Genomic DNA, 18,159 nt, shown 5'->3' on the forward strand with positions numbered 1-18,159 from the left:
TATTTAAACATAGTGATTAATTAATGTCAATTGGTTTATTTTTTGAACTCATTTTTTACCCTTGTTCCGTGGAATTTTCTCCTGCATACTGAGTGATTCTGTAGTAAGTGATAATTAAAAAGGAGTTTAATGATGCGTCTTACCTCAAGCATTCTTGCACTAAGTCTTATGTCTTTAACGAAACTTGGGTTTGCAAATGAAGCAGATACCGTGCGAGTCATTGTCAAATACAAAAACCCCAAGGCTGCATTAGCCGTTGTTAAAAAACCGATACGACAAGCCGCCACACTACCGATTACTGAAGCTCAACCAATGGCCGGTGGCGCTTATGTTTTAACCCTAGACGCTAAGCCTTTAAAAAAATTAGGCATCGTACAAGCTCAAAATGCAACCACGTGGGCTATAAAACGCCTGCAACAAGATCCAAATGTTCTTTATGCCGTGGAAGATCGCAAAGGCTATTTCAAACCCCTGCCGCCTCTTTCTGAAGATCCTATCGCACCACGTTTATCCCATGAAATCCAATGGGATGAATTTGCTCGCCCAGGAGGAATTATGTTGGAATCTGCTCCTGGCAAATACGATGGCGCCTGGTCTTATACGACTGGTGACTCATCGCCCTCAGTGGTGGTTGCCGTATTAGATACAGGCGTCGAAGATCACCCAAGCTTAACGGATAATTTATTAAAAACGTCAAAAGGAAAAATTTTTGGCTGGAATTTTGCCGGAAATAATGATGACCTATCCGATGAAACGGAATCCTACCATGGAACCCACGTATCCGGAACCATTGCAGGCTATGGCGATACCATCAAAGGGATGGGTGAGCATTTAAAAATTCTAACGGTGAAAATTCCCGATGAATCGGGGATGTTTTATGAAAGCGCTGTGGTGAATGCGATGCGTTGGGCCGTAGGGGATCACATCCCAGGAGTGCCTGATAATCCTTATCCTGCAAACGTGTTAAATATGAGCTTTGGGGTAGATGAGCGGCCAGGCAAAGAAGTCGATCATTGCGATGAAGCCTTACAAGAGGCCATCTTTTACGTTCGAAAACAAGGTGCTGTGCTAGTCGCTGCAGCAGGAAACGATAACCGCTGGGAACATTTCAATGCGCCTGCGGTGTGTAATGGTACCATCAAAGTGGCCGCAACTGGCCCTGAAGGTCTACGAGCCTATTATTCAAACTTTGGCCCCTCAGTAACTTTAGCCGCACCAGGAGGCGATTTAAGCAGCCGTCATCAGGAAGATGGCATTCTCTCAACGGTTAAACCAGGAGCGGGATATAAAGGCTCGGGTTTTGATTTCTATCAAGGAACCAGCATGGCCTCCCCTCATGTAGCTGGAGTAGCGGGTTTAATTTATGCAGTCAGCAATGATCATATTTCCCCACAGCGCGTGGAGCAAATCCTTTATGCCACCACGCATGAATTTGGCGAATCCAAAGATCCCAAGCGCTCTTGTGTCGGTGAAGTTCCTTGTGGACATGGCATTCTAGACGCTGAATATGCAGTAAAAGCCGCTTACATGCACTACGATGAGTTATTATCCGCCCCAAGTCTAAAGAAAATGGACTCTTTGACCACGCCTAGTCCGTGGATTCTTTTAAGCAACATCAAAACATTAGGTCCTGCCTCGTCATTTCCTTATGTCAAACAAGATAAAGACGGCAAGATCTACGCATTTTCTGGATATCAAACCTTTCAATTAGATGAGAATGCTTATCAATACTGTGAAGTAATTGGTTATGATGGCGTGGGGTGTTATCGCTAAAGCTTCTGCGCATCAAATATTGCGGACAGGAAACGCATCTAATAGCAAAAAGATCGACTGGATGCACTGTGTAAAGCAGAGCAGGTAGGCAAAAAAAGCGTGTAATGTTCAAAAACCAGATGCGTTTGACCTGTGTTGCGGGGCATTTCATGCCCCTAATTGGCTAATAATCTATACTTGTTATTAGAGCGCCCTATTACGCTTTAAAGTCGAATCGGATTTTCCAAAAAGTCTATGGTATACTTCACGCACATCCTAATTTGCGTTTTTTTTCGTCATTAGATTACGAGTGAGAACATGTTTGAAAATTTAACTGAACGCTTAACCAGAACGTTTAAAAATTTAAGCGGCCAAGGACGTTTGACCGAAGAGAATATGCAGCAAGCACTTCGTGAAGTCCGTTTGTCTTTAATTGAAGCGGATGTAGCCTTGCCGGTTATTAAAAAATTTATTGACGACGTCAAACAAAAAGCCTTAGGTCAAGAAGTCATGACCAGCTTAAAACCAGATCAAGCGCTGGTAAAAATCGTTAATGACGAGCTAACGCACGTCATGGGTGATACCAAAGCGGATCTGAATTTTAAGACTCAACCTCCTGCTGTTTTTTTAATGGCCGGTTTACAAGGCTCGGGTAAAACAACCAGCACTGCTAAATTAGCCCGTTATCTTAAAGATACTGAGAAGAAAAAAGTAATGATGGCGAGTACGGACGTTTATCGCCCCGCAGCCATTCATCAGTTGAAATTGCTCGCCGACCAGCTTGATGTAGCCTTTTTTCCAGCCGAAACGCATGAAAACCCCGTAGAAATTGCCAAAAAAGCGCTGGAAGCTGCCAAAAAACAATATATTGACGTGCTCTTGGTTGATACCGCGGGTCGACTACACATTGATGACGAGATGATGACTGAAATCAAATCGTTGCATAAAGCGGTTAATCCCATTGAAACCCTATTCGTCGTCGACAGCATGACTGGCCAGGATGCAGCCATCACAGCGCAGGCCTTTAATGATGCCTTACCGTTAACGGGTGTTATCTTAACCAAAATTGATGGCGATGCCCGAGGCGGTGCTGCCCTATCGGTACGTTACATTACCGGCCAGCCCATTAAATTCATGGGAAGCGGTGAAAAAATTGATGCCCTAGAACCCTTTCACCCTGAGCGCGTTGCCTCTCGCATCCTAGGAATGGGCGATATTTTATCGCTCATTGAAGACGTTCAGCGCAAGACAGATAAAGCCGCCAGCGAAAAGCTAGCCAAAAAAATCAAAAAAGGGAAAAGCTTTGATTTAGAAGATTTTAAAAATCAACTGTTGCAAATGAATAACATGGGGGGCATATCCGGCTTAATGAGCAAACTCCCTGGCATGAGCCAAATGCCGCCACAAATAGCGGCTCAAGCGAATGAAAAAGCACTGGCTCAAACCATTGCCATTATTAACTCCATGACCATGAAAGAGCGACGCATCCCTAAATTGATTGTCGGCTCTAGAAAAAAGCGGATTGCAATGGGATCGGGAACGCAAATTCAAGACGTAAACCGTTTATTAAAACAGTTTACTCAAATGCAAAAAATGATGAAAAAATTTACAAAGCCCGGCGCCATGAAACAAATGATGCGCGGGTTAGGAAATATGCCCGGCATGAAAGGGATGTTTCCGGATGAATTTAAGTAGGCCGCAGAGATTTAGTAGCGCCTTTATTAAAAAGGTTTGATGCAAAAATCTACCAGGACACGAGAATTACGAAAAAAGTAATATTTACACTTCCAATACTAAGTTAATTTTCGTACAATACACGGCATTTTTACGTAACCACTCTAAAAGCAGAGGAAAATAATGGTCGTTATACGTTTATCACGAGCTGGTGCAAAAAAGCGCCCTTTTTACCACATTGTTGTAACGGACAGTCGTAGACGTCGTGACAGTAACTACATTGAGCGCATTGGTTATTACAACCCAGTTGCTCGCGGTGCCGAAGTCAAGCTTCATCTTGAGCTTGAAAAACTGGAGCAGTGGATAAAAAACGGTGCTAAGCTATCTGATCGCGTGGATTCTTTAGTCAAAGAAGCCGCTAAAGAGAGCCGTGCAGCCGCTTAAAATGAGTCAAGCCAACGATTGGGTGATTGTTGGGCGCTTTGGGCGTCCTCACGGGATTAAAGGGCTTATTACAGTCAACTCATTTACTGAGCCTCGTGAAAATATATTACGATACACCGATTGGCACGGATTCATCAATGGACAATGGCAACCTTTACCATTAACTCAAGTTGAAATGCAGAATAAATGCATTCTGGCGCGTGTTGAAGGGTATGCAGAGCGAGAACAAGTTGCTTCGTTAACCAACGTCGATATTGGCGTACGAAGCGAAGCCTTGCCAGTACTTCCGCCAGGAGAATATTACTGGCATCAGTTAATAGGACTTAACGTTGTTAACAGCCAAGGGCTTCATTTAGGCTTGGTGACTGAAATTATGCCGACCGGATCGAATGATGTGTTGGTTGTGGTCGGCCAAAAACGCCACTTGATTCCGTACTTGCCAGAACGAGTCATTCTAAATGTGGATGAGCAAAACCGCGTGATTACGGTAGAGTGGGATGAGGATTTTTAAACGATGATGCACTTTGGCATCATCAGCATACTGCCAGACATGTTTTCCTGTCTACAGTATGGAATAACTGGTCGGGCTCTTGAGCAAGGTTTGGTGCACCTGGCGTGCTACAACCCAAGAGACTGGGCAAATAAGCCGTATCGTCAAATTGATGATAAGCCTTATGGCGGCGGCCCAGGTATGGTCATGATGTATGAACCGCTAGCAAAAACCATACAGCACGCTCATACCAAACTTCCGGCTAATTGTCGGACGATATATTTAAGCCCGCAGGGCAAGACCCTGGCGCAGCATGAGTTAAATCAAATTGCAGAACGCCAAGAGTCTTTACTGTTTATTGCTGGACGCTACGAAGGGATCGATGAGCGAATCATAACTCAGTACATAGATGAAGAATGGTCGCTCGGTGATTTTGTTTTAAGTGGCGGGGAACTGGCCGCGATGGTATATATCGATGCCATTACCCGCTTATTGCCAGGAAGCCTGGGACATAACGAGTCTGCTGCACAAGACTCCTTTATGAATGGACTGCTGGATTATCCGCACTTCACCAGGCCCGCTGAGATTTGCGGCATGAAAGTGCCGGAAGTATTACTCAGTGGAAACCATCGCGATATTGAGCGCTGGCGAAGAAAACAGGCTTTAGGAAAAACATGGCTTAAACGGCCAGATTTGTTAAACCAGTTGCAATTAAGTACCACGGACCAAGCGTTACTTGATGAATTTAGAAGCGAACACGGTGAATTCTGAAGGATTCATTTGAAGCCATAAGTAACACCGATTTTAGGAGTGACCATGACAAATATTATTGATGAACTCAATGCTCTGCAAATGCAAGGCAAAGAAATCCCTGAGTTTAATCCAGGGGATACCGTGCTTGTGCAAGTTAAGGTTAAAGAGGGGAACCGCGAGCGTTTACAGGCTTTCGAAGGCATTGTGATTGCAAAGCGTAACCGCGGCTTAAATTCTGCGTTTACCGTTCGAAAAATATCTCACAACGTGGGGGTAGAACGTGTCTTCCAAACTTATAGCCCTGTAGTGGCTAGTATTACGGTTAAACGCCGTGGTGACGTACGTCGTGCTAAGTTATATTACTTACGTAACTTGGCAGGCCGTGCTGCACGTATTAAAGAGAAGTTAGCGGCTAAGAAAGACTAATAGCGATGCAGCTCATCGTGTCTAAGTTCACAACACCAATCGGCGTGTTGACTATTATTCACGATGAGCAACACATTCATCAGTCTTATTTCTGTAATGACGTTATACCAGAGCCATACCGCTCTGACATAAACCCATCCGATACCGTTCATCACATCGATGGCACTTCGACGCCTTATACCGTAAAAATCGCTACAGAACTCTCACACTATTTTGAAAATCCCAACCATCGTTTTCAATTACGGCTTAAACCGCAAGGAACGAATTATCAAAAACAGGTATGGAATAGCTTACTAGTGATCCCTTCTGGTAGAACGATGACTTATGGCGAATTGGCTCATAAATTACAAACCAGCCCCCGGGCCATTGGCCAAGCCTGCAAAAAAAATCCTCTCACTTTATTCATTCCTTGTCATCGTGTCATTGGAAAAACCAATATAGGCGGCTACATGGGCCGGCAAGATGCCTTGAGCTATAAACACGCCTTATTAACACATGAAGGGTTAATATTCTAATTAAGCTTTATCCTCAAACTTACATACCCTCACACCTACACCCGGCTCGATCCCCACAAACCTACGTTCCTGTCTCTTCGACACATCGTTGAAAACCCAGTCCAACGCTACTCTTCAACATTCCATGACTTATCCACGGAATCCAGTACTGTGCTAAAACACTGGACCCCGCTGTCGAGCCGCGGGGCGTAGGCAGAGATGCTATCAAAAGACAGGACTTATTCGAGGTATCCACCTACACACCTCCGACTTACTCTAACCCCCACCAACCTACCCCGACTTACTCTAACCCTCACCAACCTACCCCGACTTGCTCTAACCCCCACCAACCTACCCCGACTTACTCTAACCCCCACCAACCTACCCCGACTTACTCTAACCCCCACCAACCTACCCCGACTTGCTCTAACCCTCACCAACCTACCCCGACTTGTTCGGGGTATCTACAAGCACCTAGTAACAGCGTGTCGAAACTTGCAGTCAAAGCCAATACATGATCAAGTCCTGGACTCACTAAAGAATTCTTAATAGAAGTCGATACTCATTACAATAACAAGAATAACTGGAGTGGATATGAACAATCGGGTGATTATTCTCGTTTTAGCCTTATTGCCCTTAGGAAGTGCATTTGCAAGTTGCGATATCACTCGTTTTCGCTGGGAATGTGATATCCCCGTCCAGGTTAAACCCAAATCAAGCGCACATTCTTTAATTTATTGTGGAAATATTCCTTTATATGTGACAAAACCCCAGTATGAACTCATAGCCCGTTATCAGCGTGCGAACATTAATATGATTTTGACTGTAAATGGAGAGTACATCGATAGTCCTTGTGTCCCCGCAGGCCGATATGGTCCACAATACTTCTAGGGTCTGCCTCTAATTCGATAAAGGCACGAAGGAACTCAAAACTAAGGCTTCAATTCCTTGATTTTTTAGAATAGTTTGGGCATTAAAAATAATGTGTGGCGCTTGAAATTGAATAAAACCCTGATGAAGACTTAATTGTGAGGCATTATTTTGAATGACGAGATGCTGCTGTGAGGTTAAGGTCAGCTGATGACCAGAATTTATCTCAGCGGCATGAGCATGTAAGGTGATCCCGCAGCCTTCTATTGCCATGATAGGGCTTATAAATTCGATTGTCTTCGTACTACTTAAGGCAACTAGACCTTCCATACACTGAGCTAACCAATCCTGCTCGGCTTGCATGGTGATTCGTTTTGCATTGAATGTAAAAGTTTTAAGCGTTGTAAAACTCATATCCGTTTTCGCATTCAATAAAGCGGTTTCACTTTGTAATGTTACATTAGCCCCAGAATGTAACATCATCTCGTTCATGGCTTCCAAGTCTAAACCGCCTAAGCTTTTGGCCAGAACGCTCTCCTCTTCACCCTGTTTTGTCATCCATAGACCATGTTGCTTATCCTGAGTATATAGGGCGCATTGCTGCGTTTGCTCGGTATCCACAAACGCCATGGTTGCACCAGAAGAATTGCGAATTAGTGATTGGGTACGGTTTGCTTCTGTAACTGGGGAACGTTGTTTGGGATCGGGTAACACCCCCATAATAATGGGTTTATCTAATCGATTATAAAGACATGCCAGTACCACACGCGCTCCAGGTTTCAAAGGAAAATGCATGCCAGAATGCGCTCCAGCAACTGGCTGCAATTGTCGAACTGGATGGCTAATCAACGGTGTATGGTCTAACGAATCAAGCAAGCGTTTAACCCGGTATCGTCCTTGTTCATCAAGCAATGTTTGGTTTTTATTGTCGCCATAGATTTCTGCTAAGGTTAAGGATGGTAAGGCAACCATTATAGATTGCATTAATCCCGGCGGTGGCTCACCATGAATTTCATGTTGCCAAGGCATCACCGTGTCCGGTTGAGGCAGAAGATAGTTGCGCTCTGATGTAATTAAATAGGCGGTGGTTTTAGCAGGGTGCGAGAAATTAGACTCTGAACCATCCATACTCGCACATACATTGAGGACACGAAACGAACGGTTTAAAATTGGTGCAGGATGATTTGTGATCATGACACGATCACCCGCCTGAAGCGCTAAACCAACAACTTCAGTTTTTACCCATTCTCGTTGCCAATCGAGCTGATGTTGCAATTGGTTTGCATAACGCACACAGTCTTCTTGACTCTCAAACCCGATTGGATAATTTAAATGAAGCGAGCCATGCCCAACAATAGAAGTCTGATTGGTTGTTTGATGATGAAATACCACATCTGGGTTTCCTTCTTGGCTGCCTTTCAAGCAAATCATTTCGGGAAGTTTGACTTGCCAATAACGAATGGAAGTCATGGTGTTTTTGCTATTGACCAAGCCATTTCCTGGATTAAAGACAAGCTCATGGCATTCTTCATGATACGCATCATTCGTAAAGTGTAAGCGGGCTTCATGCTGGTCGTGACGATAATAAAAAACGATCCCATGCATCATGCAAACATGCAGTAAAAAATCATAATCACTTACATCTCCTTGGACGGTGTAGGGCAATCGGTATTCAAGATTTTTCAGATTAAACTTTGCTTTAATATGATTGGTTTTACAAATAGCTTGTAGAATTTCAACTGGACTTTGATCTATAAATACAGCATGGTTAGCCGCATGCCTTAAGCGATGAAGCGAAGAGGCTAGTTGAAGTTTAAAATGCGCTTCACCACGATCGCTCACCTCCTGTTCTAAGCTCACCAACTCCCCATGATAAACCGCGGAAGTATCAACCACATGAACCGTACAGTTTCGAAAATGACGAATGTCCAAGAAAGAGTGGGTTACACCGGTCAAAATAATGGTATAAGGAGAATTTAAGCCTAAATGAATCATCTGCATCGATTGGCAAAGCAAAATATGACCATTAAGACCTTCCACCTTCACTGGCGAGCGTGCTTGCTGCATGCTTTATTCCATTTAGAGAGGACTTTTAGGGGATTTGATATTAAAAAATTCATTACTGAAATACAAGGGTCTTTACTTCATCGGTACTGCGCTAAAACACTGAGCCACTCGGTCAAGCCATGCGGCGTAGGCTTAAGATGTGTTAATGAGACAGGCATAAAGCAAGGCAAGTAGGCTAAAAAAGCGTGTAATGTTCAAAAAATTAGATGCATTTGCCCAATATTGAACCCTAAGAAAACTTGCTATTGTGCCCATTCAACCGCAAAATAACATGCAATTGCCATTTTTCTCCGCTCTGAATAGGAACACCAGTCACGATGGATTCTCTCCAAGACAAAGAATATGCTTTGGAAATACGGCAGCTTTATAAAACCTACGCAAATGGCATCGAAGCGTTAAAAGGGATTGATTTAACCGTTAAATCTGGCGATTTTTTTGCCTTACTCGGCGCCAATGGCGCTGGAAAATCAACCACCATCGGTTTAATTGCGACGTTGTTAACCAAAACCGCCGGGACCATTCGAATTAATGGCTATAATCTTGATACTCAAACTGAACAAGCCAAATCGTGTTTGGGGCTAGTGCCCCAAGAATTTAATTTAAATATTTTTGAAACGTGTGAACAAATCTTATTAAATCAGGCCGGCTACTACGGGATTACAAGACAAGAAGCCACCCCTATAGCTGAATCGCTTTTGCGTCAATTGGGTTTGTGGGAAAAAAGAAAGTCCATCGTACGGCATTTATCAGGTGGTATGAAACGACGATTAATGATTGCTCGCGCACTCATTCATAAACCTAAGGTCCTGATTTTAGATGAGCCAACGGCGGGTGTAGACATTGAAATTCGACGAAGCATGTGGGACTTTTTAACCCAGAAAAATGCGGAAGGTACTACGATTATTTTAACCACCCATTATCTTGAAGAAGCCGAGCAATTATGTAAAAACATTGCCATCATTGCTCAGGGAGAAATTATTGCTAATACGTCGATGAGTGCGTTATTACAAAGTCTTCATCATCAAACATTTGTATTCAATACCCTTGAACCCTTTGACGAATTGCCCACCCTAGCGTCTTTTGATGCGCTTAAACTGGGTAATGACACATTCGAGCTTCGAATGGATAATCGATATTCGTTAAACGATGTGTTCACCGTATTGTCAGAACACGGGCTTAAAATACGAAGTATGCGCAATAAAACCAATCGACTAGAAGAATTATTTTTGGATCTGATTAAACATGATCATCAATAAGCAAGCCATCGCAGTATATACCCTAGTGCGGCGTGAAATGGTTCGTATGTTTCGCATTGCATCCCAGGTGTTTTTACCCCCGGTAATCACAACTTTATTGTACTTTTTAATTTTTGGAGCCGTCATCGGTGATCGAATTGGACCGATTGAAGAAGTAAGTTATTCGCTATTTATTGCTCCAGGATTAATCATGATGTCGGTCATTACGAACGCTTATGCCAATGTGTCTAACTCGCTTTTTAGTATCCGATTTCAAAAAAACATTGAAGAGATGCTCATTAGCCCTATGCATTATAGTTTGCTGTTATTAGGGTTTACCCTGGGTGGGATCTTGCGTGGCATGATTGTGGCATTGCTCGTTTATATAGTTTCATTTTTTTTTGTTGATTTGGATTTCTACCATCTACCCTTAACTCTGCTGGTTGTGATCTTGGTTTCTGGATTATTTTCTTTAGCTGGTTTCACCAATGCCATGTTGGCTCGCAATTTTGACGACGTAGCCATTGTCCCCACGTTTATCCTAGCTCCATTAACCTATTTAGGTGGCGTATTTTATGGGGTGGGTATGTTGTCTCCTTTTTGGCAAAAACTCACTTATTTAAATCCAATTTTTTATATGGTTAACGCGTTACGTACCGTTATGATTGGCACAGAGGAAGTGAGTTTATTTACAGCCTTAGGCATTATTGGTGCTTTAATAATTGGATTGATGTTATTAAATTTAGTGCTATTGAAAAAAGGGGTAGGAATTAGAGATTAAAAAAAATAGACAGCAGAATTGAATCAGTCCTAGTAGCCTAGGTGGATGCCTCTGGAATGCTTTAGGCTTCTTAGTTTTACTAAGCTTGCACACCACATTCTCTATCTGGCTTCCAATTTGATAATGTTGGCTGTTCAATTTCTTGCTGCCTATCTGTTCTTAATAATAGTTTATCTTGCTTTGTGATTCCACCTTCAACGTCTCTTTTTTTGCAAAGTTTGTGTTAAGTTTGGGAGGCATGTTTAATGCGCGTGTTATTTTTTTATAAAACCAATGGCTTTTAAGCGCTCTTCCAAATTTGGATGCGTTGAAAACGCGTTGTTGAATGATTTGACGGGGTCCAAATCAGACGGGTCGAAGAGATAAGAAGCTTGACGCAATTGCTCATGTGCGGTTTGACCGTATGCTTCGGCATATTCTTCTGCATTTTCTTGATGGTCCTGATTAATTTTAATTAATGCCCGGGCCATCGGCTCATTATCACGCATTAACTCCACCGAGCCAGAATCGGCCATGTATTCACGGGTACGACTTAAAAAGAGTGCTAATACGACCGTAATAAGAGGCAAAATGTATCTTAATGCGATAATCACAAATACCAGACGATTATCCTGTCGTCGATTATTTCGATTGAAAATCACTGAGTAAAATAATAGATCGATGACAATCAGTAAAATATTACTTAATACAACAACCATTAACGTTAATTTAATATCATGATGGCGAATATGGCTTAATTCATGGGCCATAACCGCTTGCATTTCCGCTCTATCAAGCTTCTCCATAAGCCCACGCGTAATAGCTACCATCGCCGACTTCTCACTATACCCGCTTGCAAAGGCATTCATGTAATTCGCTTCAATCAGATACACTTTAGGCATATAACGAAGTCCAGCAGAGACTTTCATTTCTTCGACCACATTATACAATTGTTTTTCTTTTAACGTGGTGGCGGTATCTGGTGTAATTTCGCGCGATTCGGTTCCTAATAGCATAATGCGATCATACATGGCATAGGTAATTAAAAGAGAAATGGCGCCTATCCCTGCCATAATTAAGGTGGCGTATGGGATAAAACGAAAGGTAATTAGAGCGAAAAGGCATTGACTAATCGAAGCGTTAGGGTACTCCGCTTGGAGAATAAACACATCAGCGATTAAGCCCACTCCGATATAAATAGCCAAAAACGTTAAAATCACATAGCGCGTTTTACGCTCATTTTTTCGAAGCGCTTCTCGCCAATCGGCTGTCGTTGCATGATAATCCGATAAACCCATGGTTTAGCCTGCAAAGTTATAGTTTAACGGTATAATCTTCCCGAGCTTGGATTTGATCTTCTGGTAATGACCAATAGGTAAAATCTTTATCCAGTTTTGAGGGGAAAATACTCACCACCATGGATTCAAAAAATGATTTTTTCTTAGCATTATATCGCTCCAGGCTGTCGTTATAGGCCTGTTTTGCATAGGATAATTTATTCTCCGTATTGACAATCTCTTCTTGGAGTTGAATTACGTTTTGACTGGCTTTTAAATCTGGGTATTGTTCAAAAACCACATTCAAACCCGAAGCTATGCGTGAGATCCCTTCTTCAGCAGCAATTCGTTCCTTTTCATTCCCTGCTTCTTTAGCCGCCTCAGCTTTATTACGCAGTGCCACTACGTCTTTGAGCGTGGTTTTTTCATAATCCATGTATTTTTTCACGGACTCAATTAAAGATTGAAACACCTTAAACCGGCGATCCAACTGAATATCAATCTGGCGTTTGTTATTATTAATGGCCTCAATTAAAGAAATGAGCTTGTTATAGACACCAATAATCCAGAAAAATATAAGAACAACGATAATTAATACTGCGATTAGAAAGGTACTCATGATTATATTTCCTTAAGATATTATAAGTTAAGTAATAAACCTAAAGCATTGAAAATGCAAACAAATAAGACATTTGATTTTAACCTGACATTCTTCGATTTTGACCGTGAAGCTTTGACCGCAGTATCCTCATTACGTCTACCTACTGCGACTTTCACCGCAGTATCCTCATTACGCCTACCTACTGCGGCTTTGACCGCAGTATCAACCGATCTTGATAGCTTCTAGCATGGATGCTGTGCTTAAAGCACAGCACGTAGGTTGTACGGTAAAAACCAACTTCACTACGTCTACCTACTGCGACTTTCACCGTAGTATCCTCACTACGCCTACCTACTGCGGCTTTGACCGCAGTATCCTCACTACGCCTACGTACTGCGGCTTTGACCGCAGTATCCACCGACCTTGATGACTTCTAGCATGGATGCTGTGCTTAAAGCACAGCACGTAGGTTGTACGATAAAAACCAACTTCACTACGTCTACCTACTGCGGCTTTGACCGTAGTATCCTCATTACGCCTACCTACTGCGGCTTTGACCGTAGTATCCTCATTACGCCTACCTACTGCGGCTTTGACCGTAGTATCCACCGATCTTCATCGGTAGTACGTGAGCGTTAGCTTAGTAAAGGGCGTAAAAATTGACCCGTATAGGACTCAGCACAGGACGCCACTTCTTCAGGCGTGCCGGTAGCGATAATTTCGCCTCCCTTACTGCCTCCTTCAGGGCCTAAATCGATAATCCAATCCGCTGTTTTGATCACATCAAGGTTGTGTTCGATGATTAAAATGGTATTTCCTTGATCACGTAAACGAGTCAGTACCTTTAACAATTGTTTTGTATCATGAAAATGTAGTCCGGTAGTAGGCTCATCCAAAATATACAAGGTGCTTCCCGTTCCTCGTTTAGATAATTCACGGGCTAATTTAATGCGTTGTGCCTCACCCCCGGATAAGGTGGTCGCACTCTGACCTAAGGAAATGTATGATAAACCCACATCGATTAACGTTTGGCACTTTCGCGCAACTATTGGGATGGCATCAAAAAATTCGCGCGCTTCTTCAACAGTCATTTGCAGCACTTCGTGAATGGTTTTTCCTTTATAGTGAATATCAAGCGTTTCACGATTGTAGCGCTTTCCTTTACAAACATCACAAGTCACGTAAATATCAGGTAAAAAGTGCATTTCGACTTTAATTAATCCATCGCCTTGGCACGCCTCACAACGCCCACCCCGAACGTTAAAACTAAACCGTCCTGGTTGATATCCTCGCGCTCTTGCCTCTGGCGTATTAGCAAAGAGCTCGCGAATTGGTGTAAAAATCCCAGTATACGTTGCTGGATTTGAACGAGGTGTTCGTCCAATTGGGCTTTGGTCAATATCGATGACCTTATCGCATAATCCAAGTCCCGATATTTCTTGGACTTCACCGACCTTTTGCATACTGGCTCGATTCAATTGATTGGCTGCTAAAGGATATAACGTGTCATTGATTAGACTTGATTTTCCTGAGCCAGACACCCCCGTGACACAGGTCATAACCCCTAGAGGTATCGTCACGTCAACTTGGTTTAAATTGTTGCAAGATACCCCTTTGAGTTGAATCACTTTTTCCGGATCTATCGCAATCCGTTGTTTAGGCACTTCAATGCATAACTTACCAGACAAATATTGTCCAGTTAAAGAACGCTCTTTTTCCATGATCTCGCTAGGTGTCCCAGATGCAACCACTTCACCACCATGCACACCAGCCCCAGGGCCAATATCTAAAACGAAATCTGCTGTTCGGATCGCGTCTTCATCATGCTCTACCACGATCACGGTATTCCCTAAATCACGAAGTCTCGTTAACGTTTTGAGTAAGCGATCGTTGTCTCTTTGATGCAGTCCAATCGAAGGCTCATCCAAAATATACATCACCCCAACCAATCCCGATCCAATTTGACTGGCCAATCGAATTCGTTGTGCTTCACCACCTGAAAGCGTTTCAGCACTGCGCGCTAGGGTTAAATAATCAAGCCCCACATTAACCAAAAAACCTAAACGCTCGACGATTTCTTTATTAATTTTTGCAGCGATTTCTCCGCGACTTCCTGGAAGGGTTAACGCGTTAAAAAATTCATGCGCATTTTCAATGGATAAAGCGGTGATTTCAGGCAAACTTTTTTCGGCGATGAACACATTTCTCGCCTCGACCCGCAAGCGCGAACCATGACAAGAGGGGCAAGGACGAGCGGATAAATATTTCGCCAATTCTTCACGAACCATGTCCGAATCCGAATCGCGATATCTTCGTTGCATGTTGGGGATAATGCCTTCAAACGCATGGCTTTTCTGAACAAAACCACCCCGAGGACTTTGATAATTAAATTCGATCACTTCTTTCCCGCTTCCATAAAGTACGAGCGAACGGATGGTGTCGGGCAAGTCACAAAAAGGCGTAGCGACTGAAAAATCATAGTGCTTGGCCAAGGATTCAAGCATCGTGAAATAATACGTTGTTTTCTTATCCCAGCCCCTAACAGCACCATCAGCAAGGCTTATCGTTTCATCATGAACCACACGTTTTGGATCAAAAAACTGATCAACGCCTAACCCATCACACGAAGGACATGCCCCCATCGGGTTATTGAAAGAAAACAGTCGCGGCTCAAGTTCACTTAAACTGTACCCACACTCGGAACAGGCAAATTTCGACGAAAAAACTAACTCATCAAACTCGCTATCAACACCTGCAAGAACAGCCAATCCATCGGCAAGATTTAGTGCGTTTTCGAATGACTCACTTAAACGTTGTGATAAATCGTCTCTCACTTTAAAGCGATCAATCACGACCTCAATGGTGTGTTTTTTTCTTAGTTCAAGCTTAGGTGGATCGTCTAACTCATAAAGATCTCCATCAATTCTAGCGCGCACATACCCTTTTGCTTGAAGCTGTTGAAATAATTGAACAAACTCGCCTTTTCGTTCACGAACGACCGGCGCTAAAATCATCGCTTTACTCTCTTTGGGCAACGCCAAAACCTGATCCACCATTTGACTGATGGTTTGCGCATTTAAACTCCCACCATGAGTGGGACAACGTGGATCGCCAACACGGGCATACAAAAGCCTGAGATAATCATAAATTTCAGTTATAGTACCAACGGTTGAACGTGGGTTATGTGAAGTTGCTTTTTGTTCAATGGAGATGGCAGGGGATAGCCCTTCAATGGAATCAACATCTGGCTTTTCCATCATAGAGAGAAATTGACGAGCATAGGCAGAAAGTGACTCTACATACCGTCTTTGCCCTTCAGCATATAAGGTATCAAAAGCGAGTGAAGACTTACCTGATCCCGAAAGGCCTGTTATCACAATAAGCTTATCCCGAGGTAAGTCAATATTGAGATTTTTCAAATTATGCGTTCTTACCCCTTTAATACTAATCATGACTGACTCACTCGATCTGACTTAAAAAAACACAGATTATATCTCTGCTATACTAATTAAACAAACAATGAAGCAACGCTAACTCTTATTAGTGTATACAATAAAGGAATAAATGATGAGTCGCCGAACAATTTTAAGTTTGTTTCTTGTTGTTCCTCTATTATGTTCTTCTTTAAGTTATGCAAATGATCCTGGGGTGAGCGATTGGACTCAAAAGACGTTACTTGAAACCTTAGCCATTGATTACACTGACAATGAAGATTTATATCAGCGAATGCGGCCAAATTATACCTACAATGCCTGGAATGCTTTAGGTGACTTTTTGCAAAACTACATACAGATTGTCCAAGCCAATAAGCTTGTTTTACATCCAAAAGCCATTGGCCCTGCTACCATTTTAGAGTCTGGCGTAGTGAGCAAAAGTAATTTTTTTGCAGGAATTCCTTATTGGCGAGTTCATCAACTCATACGCATTCCCGAATTGAATTTAACCATAGATTTTACGGTCTTAGTAATTGCCAATGCGCAAGGCAAATATATTATTCCCACCATTAATATGGCTCTTCAATAGCGAACATGAGCCGTAATTAATTCACGTTAATTATCCACAATTTCTGTGGATATCTCTGTGAATGGCCTGGCAGTTATTAAATAGTCAATGTTATACTTGCTCTCATGGGTCATTGTATAGAACAGAATCATGCGGCAATTTCTTTCTTTCATTTTAGCCTCAACGCTTGTCTTGTTGGTCTCACAAGTCCAAGCCGCTGAGCTCAATAACATTAAGCAGCTTGAGCAAGAAATCAGTGACGCGGTCATTACCACAAAAATCACGGCACAATTTACAAAAAGCAAAAATCTTAATCCCTTGAAACTATCCGTTTCTACCGATCATGGCGTTGTAACGTTGAGTGGCCATGTTAAAAATAAAGAAGCCTTTGTTTCTGCTCTTCGCATCGCCAAAACAACGAAAGGCGTTAAAAGCGTCGATACGGAAAATTTAGACATTAAACGCGTCAATACGGCTTTTACAGACGCATACATTACGGCCAAGGTTGAAGCTGCTGTTTTAAAAGCGAAGGTGTTGGACGATGAATCCATTCCTTTGGTTGGTATTAATGCTACTACGGATAATGGCGTAGTGACCCTAACTGGCACGGTGAAAAGTGATAAATCCATCGCTGCGATTTTAAAACGAGTGAGTGCCATTAAAGGCGTTAAAAAAATCATTTCAAACTTAAGCGTTAATGAAACCACTGAGAACAAAACGTGAAATCGCTCACAAGGTTTAAATTTTTTTTATGGATTTTTGGACGCTTAAACGTGCCGATGATAGGGTATACTAGGCCCCGATTGGTTCATTTATCTGATACTGAAATCGTCGTTAAGCTCCCTTTAAAGAGGCGCACTAAAAATCATCTTCATTCCATGTATTTTGGTGCGCTAGCCGTAGGGGCTGATATTGCTGGAGGGTTACATGGTTTTTATCATGCAAAGTCCGCTAACGTCAATGCATCCTTAGTCTTTAAATCTTTTCAAGCCAATTTTTTAAGTCGTCCTGAATCCGATGTTTATTTTGTCAGCACCATGGGAGAAACGGTCAAAGCCATGATTCAAGAATCCATCAAATCAGGCGAGCGAATTAATAAGCCCATTAAGGTAACCGCTTTTACGAATTATACCCATCCTACAGAGGCTCAAGAAGTTGCCCATTTTGTGCTTGAGCTTTCTTTGAAAGTCATTCAGTAACCACGAAAACCCGCCCAAGCAATATGGGAAAAGCAATTGACAAAGCTCACCAGGCATTCTAATTTAAAAATAATGTACGTGTAGCGCTGACTAGTAGTACTAACCGCTTTTTTGC

General features: G+C 42.6%; 17 protein-coding genes and 1 other RNA gene. 13 read left to right on the plus strand and 5 right to left on the minus strand.

Going from position 1 to position 18,159, the window contains the following annotated elements:
- Window positions 1–132: 132 nt before the first annotated feature.
- The 8 genes from E1O41_RS06265 (at window position 133) to E1O41_RS06300 (ending at window position 6,924) form a co-directional block, all read left to right on the plus strand.
- Window positions 133–1,773, plus strand: coding sequence for a S8 family serine peptidase (locus tag E1O41_RS06265; RefSeq protein ID WP_131776633.1), 1,641 nt, complete (start codon window positions 133–135; stop codon window positions 1,771–1,773).
- Window positions 1,774–2,070: 297 nt separating this feature from the next.
- Window positions 2,071–3,447 carry a signal recognition particle protein gene (ffh, locus tag E1O41_RS06270; protein WP_131776471.1) on the plus strand — a complete coding sequence of 459 codons (1,377 nt, stop codon included), beginning with the start codon at window positions 2,071–2,073 and terminating at the stop codon, window positions 3,445–3,447.
- A 162-nt stretch (window positions 3,448–3,609) separates the two neighbouring features.
- Window positions 3,610–3,870, plus strand: a complete 261-nt coding sequence (gene rpsP, locus E1O41_RS06275) for a 30S ribosomal protein S16 (protein WP_131776472.1) — start codon at window positions 3,610–3,612, stop codon at window positions 3,868–3,870.
- Window position 3,871: 1 nt separating this feature from the next.
- Window positions 3,872–4,381: a ribosome maturation factor RimM gene (gene rimM / locus E1O41_RS06280; protein ID WP_131776473.1), complete on the plus strand. Its 510-nt coding sequence runs from the start codon at window positions 3,872–3,874 to the stop codon at window positions 4,379–4,381.
- Between the two features lie 3 nt (window positions 4,382–4,384).
- The gene (gene trmD / locus E1O41_RS06285; protein ID WP_131776474.1) at window positions 4,385–5,131 is read left to right on the plus strand and encodes a tRNA (guanosine(37)-N1)-methyltransferase TrmD; all 747 of its coding nucleotides are present in this window, start codon (window positions 4,385–4,387) and stop codon (window positions 5,129–5,131) included.
- 45 nt (window positions 5,132–5,176) lie between these two features.
- Window positions 5,177–5,539 (plus strand): 50S ribosomal protein L19, encoded by a 363-nt coding sequence (gene rplS / locus E1O41_RS06290; RefSeq protein ID WP_131776475.1) that lies wholly within the window; start codon window positions 5,177–5,179, stop codon window positions 5,537–5,539.
- 128 nt (window positions 5,540–5,667) lie between these two features.
- Window positions 5,668–6,054: a methylated-DNA--[protein]-cysteine S-methyltransferase gene (locus tag E1O41_RS06295; protein ID WP_373288398.1), complete on the plus strand. Its 387-nt coding sequence runs from the start codon at window positions 5,668–5,670 to the stop codon at window positions 6,052–6,054.
- 573 nt (window positions 6,055–6,627) lie between these two features.
- Window positions 6,628–6,924, plus strand: a complete 297-nt coding sequence (locus tag E1O41_RS06300; RefSeq protein WP_131776477.1) for a hypothetical protein — start codon at window positions 6,628–6,630, stop codon at window positions 6,922–6,924.
- Between the two features lie 9 nt (window positions 6,925–6,933).
- Here the strand turns inward: E1O41_RS06300 and E1O41_RS06305 are convergent, their stop codons facing one another.
- Window positions 6,934–8,970 (minus strand): contractile injection system protein, VgrG/Pvc8 family, encoded by a 2,037-nt coding sequence (locus tag E1O41_RS06305; protein ID WP_131776478.1) that lies wholly within the window; start codon window positions 8,968–8,970, stop codon window positions 6,934–6,936.
- A gap of 317 nt (window positions 8,971–9,287) precedes the next feature.
- Here E1O41_RS06305 and E1O41_RS06310 point away from each other — a divergent pair, with 317 nt between their 5' ends.
- Together E1O41_RS06310 and E1O41_RS06315 are read left to right on the plus strand one after the other, a co-directional pair.
- Window positions 9,288–10,226: an ABC transporter ATP-binding protein gene (locus tag E1O41_RS06310; RefSeq protein WP_131776479.1), complete on the plus strand. Its 939-nt coding sequence runs from the start codon at window positions 9,288–9,290 to the stop codon at window positions 10,224–10,226.
- Window positions 10,213–10,986 carry an ABC transporter permease gene (locus E1O41_RS06315; protein ID WP_131776480.1) on the plus strand — a complete coding sequence of 258 codons (774 nt, stop codon included), beginning with the start codon at window positions 10,213–10,215 and terminating at the stop codon, window positions 10,984–10,986. The genes E1O41_RS06310 and E1O41_RS06315 overlap by 14 nt, the downstream gene beginning before the upstream one ends.
- 3 nt (window positions 10,987–10,989) lie before the next feature.
- Here E1O41_RS06315 and ssrS read toward each other — a convergent pair.
- From ssrS to uvrA, 4 genes are all read right to left on the minus strand, one after another.
- Window positions 10,990–11,140: non-coding RNA, 6S RNA (ssrS, locus tag E1O41_RS06320), on the minus strand.
- 100 nt (window positions 11,141–11,240) lie between these two features.
- Complete coding sequence (htpX, locus tag E1O41_RS06325) at window positions 11,241–12,263, minus strand: zinc metalloprotease HtpX (protein WP_131776481.1); 1,023 nt, start codon at window positions 12,261–12,263, stop codon at window positions 11,241–11,243.
- A 16-nt stretch (window positions 12,264–12,279) separates the two neighbouring features.
- Window positions 12,280–12,861, minus strand: a complete 582-nt coding sequence (locus E1O41_RS06330; protein WP_131776482.1) for a LemA family protein — start codon at window positions 12,859–12,861, stop codon at window positions 12,280–12,282.
- A gap of 617 nt (window positions 12,862–13,478) precedes the next feature.
- Window positions 13,479–16,295 carry an excinuclease ABC subunit UvrA gene (uvrA, locus tag E1O41_RS06335; protein WP_131776483.1) on the minus strand — a complete coding sequence of 939 codons (2,817 nt, stop codon included), beginning with the start codon at window positions 16,293–16,295 and terminating at the stop codon, window positions 13,479–13,481.
- A gap of 115 nt (window positions 16,296–16,410) precedes the next feature.
- Here uvrA and E1O41_RS06340 point away from each other — a divergent pair, with 115 nt between their 5' ends.
- The 3 genes from E1O41_RS06340 to E1O41_RS06350 all read left to right on the plus strand — a co-directional run bounded on the left by E1O41_RS06340 (window position 16,411) and on the right by E1O41_RS06350 (window position 18,044).
- The gene (locus tag E1O41_RS06340) at window positions 16,411–16,866 is read left to right on the plus strand and encodes a DotI/IcmL/TraM family protein (protein WP_131776484.1); all 456 of its coding nucleotides are present in this window, start codon (window positions 16,411–16,413) and stop codon (window positions 16,864–16,866) included.
- Window positions 16,867–16,995: 129 nt separating this feature from the next.
- Window positions 16,996–17,568, plus strand: coding sequence for a BON domain-containing protein (locus tag E1O41_RS06345; protein WP_131776485.1), 573 nt, complete (start codon window positions 16,996–16,998; stop codon window positions 17,566–17,568).
- On the plus strand, window positions 17,565–18,044 hold the full coding sequence (locus E1O41_RS06350) for a DUF4442 domain-containing protein (protein ID WP_131776486.1): 480 nt from the start codon (window positions 17,565–17,567) through the stop codon (window positions 18,042–18,044). Before E1O41_RS06345 ends, E1O41_RS06350 begins: the two co-directional genes overlap by 4 nt.
- Window positions 18,045–18,159: the final 115 nt, after the last annotated feature.

The organism is Legionella impletisoli (assembly GCF_900639875.1).
Lineage (GTDB): Bacteria > Pseudomonadota > Gammaproteobacteria > Legionellales > Legionellaceae > Legionella_A > Legionella_A impletisoli.